The organism is Gemmatimonadota bacterium, from assembly GCA_016209965.1.
Lineage (GTDB): Bacteria > Gemmatimonadota > Gemmatimonadetes > Longimicrobiales > RSA9 > JACQVE01.
Window position 1 is genome coordinate 1 of the sequence record JACQVE010000078.1, and the last position, 2,448, is coordinate 2,448.

At 71.4% G+C, this 2,448-nt stretch carries 3 protein-coding genes; all 3 read left to right on the top strand.

Features of this window, described 5'->3' with window-relative positions; all coding sequences use genetic code 11:
- Positions 1–268 precede the first annotated feature (268 nt).
- Positions 269–598: a hypothetical protein gene (locus HY703_03345; protein MBI4544211.1), complete on the top strand. Its 330-nt coding sequence runs from the start codon at positions 269–271 to the stop codon at positions 596–598.
- 90 nt (positions 599–688) lie between these two features.
- On the top strand, positions 689–2,128 hold the full coding sequence (locus HY703_03350; protein MBI4544212.1) for a hypothetical protein: 1,440 nt from the start codon (positions 689–691) through the stop codon (positions 2,126–2,128).
- A gap of 34 nt (positions 2,129–2,162) precedes the next feature.
- On the top strand, positions 2,163–2,448 hold a 286-nt coding region (locus tag HY703_03355), incomplete at its 3' end, for a zinc ABC transporter substrate-binding protein (GenBank protein MBI4544213.1).

A 2,448-nucleotide genomic window follows, 5' to 3' on the forward strand; every position in this document is an offset into this window, starting at 1 on the left:
ATCATCAGCTCGCTGTACAAGCCGCACCTCCCGTGGTTCTTGCGCCTCGGGCCGCCGAGGCGTGACGTGCAGGAAACATGGTCCGGTTGCCGGTGCGCCGCAAGCCGAGAGGTCGAGCGGGGTCATTTCCGCATTCGGCCTTTACCGGTGCGGGGGGAGGGAACCGATCTCGGCGCCGCCCTGCGCGCCGCGCGCCCGGCCTTTACCCGTACGTGGGGAGGGAACTCCGGGGAACCCGGCGTGCCGCGGTTGTGTAGAGTGTGCCCGTATGTACCACCGATCCGTGCATAAGGCAGCGTCGCTTCTGCTGGCGGCCATTGTGCCGGCCCTGAGCGTGGCCGTGCCGAGCCTGGACCGTGAGCTGTACGCGAACCGACCCGAGCTGGTCTCGCCGGCCAAGGCCCCGGCGCCAGTGGCGGCTGCGCACGATCACGCCCTGTGCGTGCTCCTCTCGGCGAGCCCGGGGCTGCCCGCGGCCCCGCCGGTCGCACAGGGCGCTGGCGCGCCGCGGCGGGCGGGGGTCAGCGCTGACGGCGCCCCACCCCACGTTACGGCGAATCCGGCTTCTTCTCTTCCCCGCGCTCCTCCTCTTGCCTGAGCGGCGCGCGGCGCGCAGGGCGCGTCGCGGCCGGCGTAGGCGTCTGTCCCCGCCACGGGGACCCCTGACTTGCGTTCCAGGAGGAGCATCATGCCCCAGAAAATCCGGTTCTGGCCCCACCCCATCCTGGCCGCCGCCGTCCTCGCCTTGCTCGCAGGTGTGCTGCTTCCTGCCGGCGCGGCGGCCCAGGAGCGTGAGCGGCCGGCCGCGGCCGACTCGCTGGGGGCGGAGATCCGATGGCTGCGTGTTCAGCTCGACAGCCTGCGCGCCATGGTGGCGGGTCTGCAGGCGGCGGGCGTGGCGGTCAGGGCGGAGTCGGCGGGCGTGGAGGGGGCGAGGCAACCGCCCCGCGCCGCCGCGGCCGCTCGCCCGGATAGCGCGGCGGAAGCTGGTCTGGCTGCGATCCGTGCCGCGGCCGCGGCCGCGGCAGGTGTCGATACGGCAGCGCCTCCGCCGCCCCAACCCAGGCCTGGGCAGTTCGTGAGCCGTGCCCGCAACCTCTCCGCGCTCAACCCGGAACTCAGCGTGAACGCCGACGTGTTTGCGCTGGCGGCGTCGGGTGCGACCAGGCGTGACAACTTCGTGGCTCGGGAGTTCGAGCTGGCGTTGCAGTCCAACCTGGACCCCTTCTCCCGGGCTAAGATCTTCGTGGCGCACCACTCGCCGGGCGGCGAGTTGGTGCCCTTCCCCGGCGCCGAAGAGGAGGAGGAGGGCGAGGTCGAGATCGAGGAGGGCTACGCCGAGTGGGTCAACCTGCCGGCCGGGTTCGGGGTGATGGTCGGGAAATTCCGGCAGCGCGTCGGTACGCTCAATCGCTGGCACGCCCACGCGCTGCCCGGCCAGCAACTGCCGCTCCCCGAGCTGGTCTTCCTGGGGGAGGAGGGACTGGCGCAGGCGGGCGCGTCGCTGCACTGGCTGCTGCCGCTGCACGGCCTGGGCACCTACGAGGTGTGGGGCGAGCTGACCCGGGGCGACAACGAGACGCTGTTCGGGGCGAGCCGCCGTTTGAGCGCGTTGGGCCACCTGAACGCGTTCTGGCAGCTTTCGCCCGCCAGCTACTTCGAGGTGGGGCTCACTGGCGTGACCGGCAGCCGCCCAGGCCCGGCATTCGATAGCGAGGGCGAGGACGAGGAACGCGTTGACGCGCGGCTGTACGGCGTCGACTTCAACTTCAACTGGCGGCCGCCCGCCCGGGGCCTGTACCGGGAGGCCACACTGCGCGGCGCGGCTTACCTGAACCGCCGCGGCCTGCCCGAAGGCGGCTGGTCGGACGCCCGCGGCGCCTACTTCATCGGCGAGTACAAGTTCGCGCAACAGTGGATCGCTGGTGCCCGCTTCGAGTGGGTGGAGAACCCGGAGGACCGGGCGCAGCAGACCCGATTGTTCGCGCCCACACTCACCTGGTGGCAGAGCGAGTTTGTGCGGCTGCGCGCCGAGTACGATTTCCTGAGCCGGCCGGGCGACGATTTCCGCCAGTTCCTGATCCAGATGACGTTCGCCATGGGCCCGCACAAGCACGAGACGTACTGAGCGGGCCCGCGCGACAATGAATCGGAGAAGCTCAATGCGACTGCGCTCGATCCTGACATTCTGGGCGGCAACACTGCCCGGCACGGCGGCCGCGTCGCCCGGTTCCGCAGCGGCGGTGCCCGCGTCGCCCGCGCCCGTGCGCGTGGTGACCACGCTGCCCGTGTACGCGTCGATCCTCAGGGAGATCGGCGGCGACCAGTTGGTGGTCTTCGCGATTGCCGATCCCCACGAGGACGCGCACTTCGTGCGACCCAAGCCCAGCTTTGCCGCCGAACTGCGCCGCGCCGACGTGTTCGTGACCACCGGGCTGGACCTGGAGC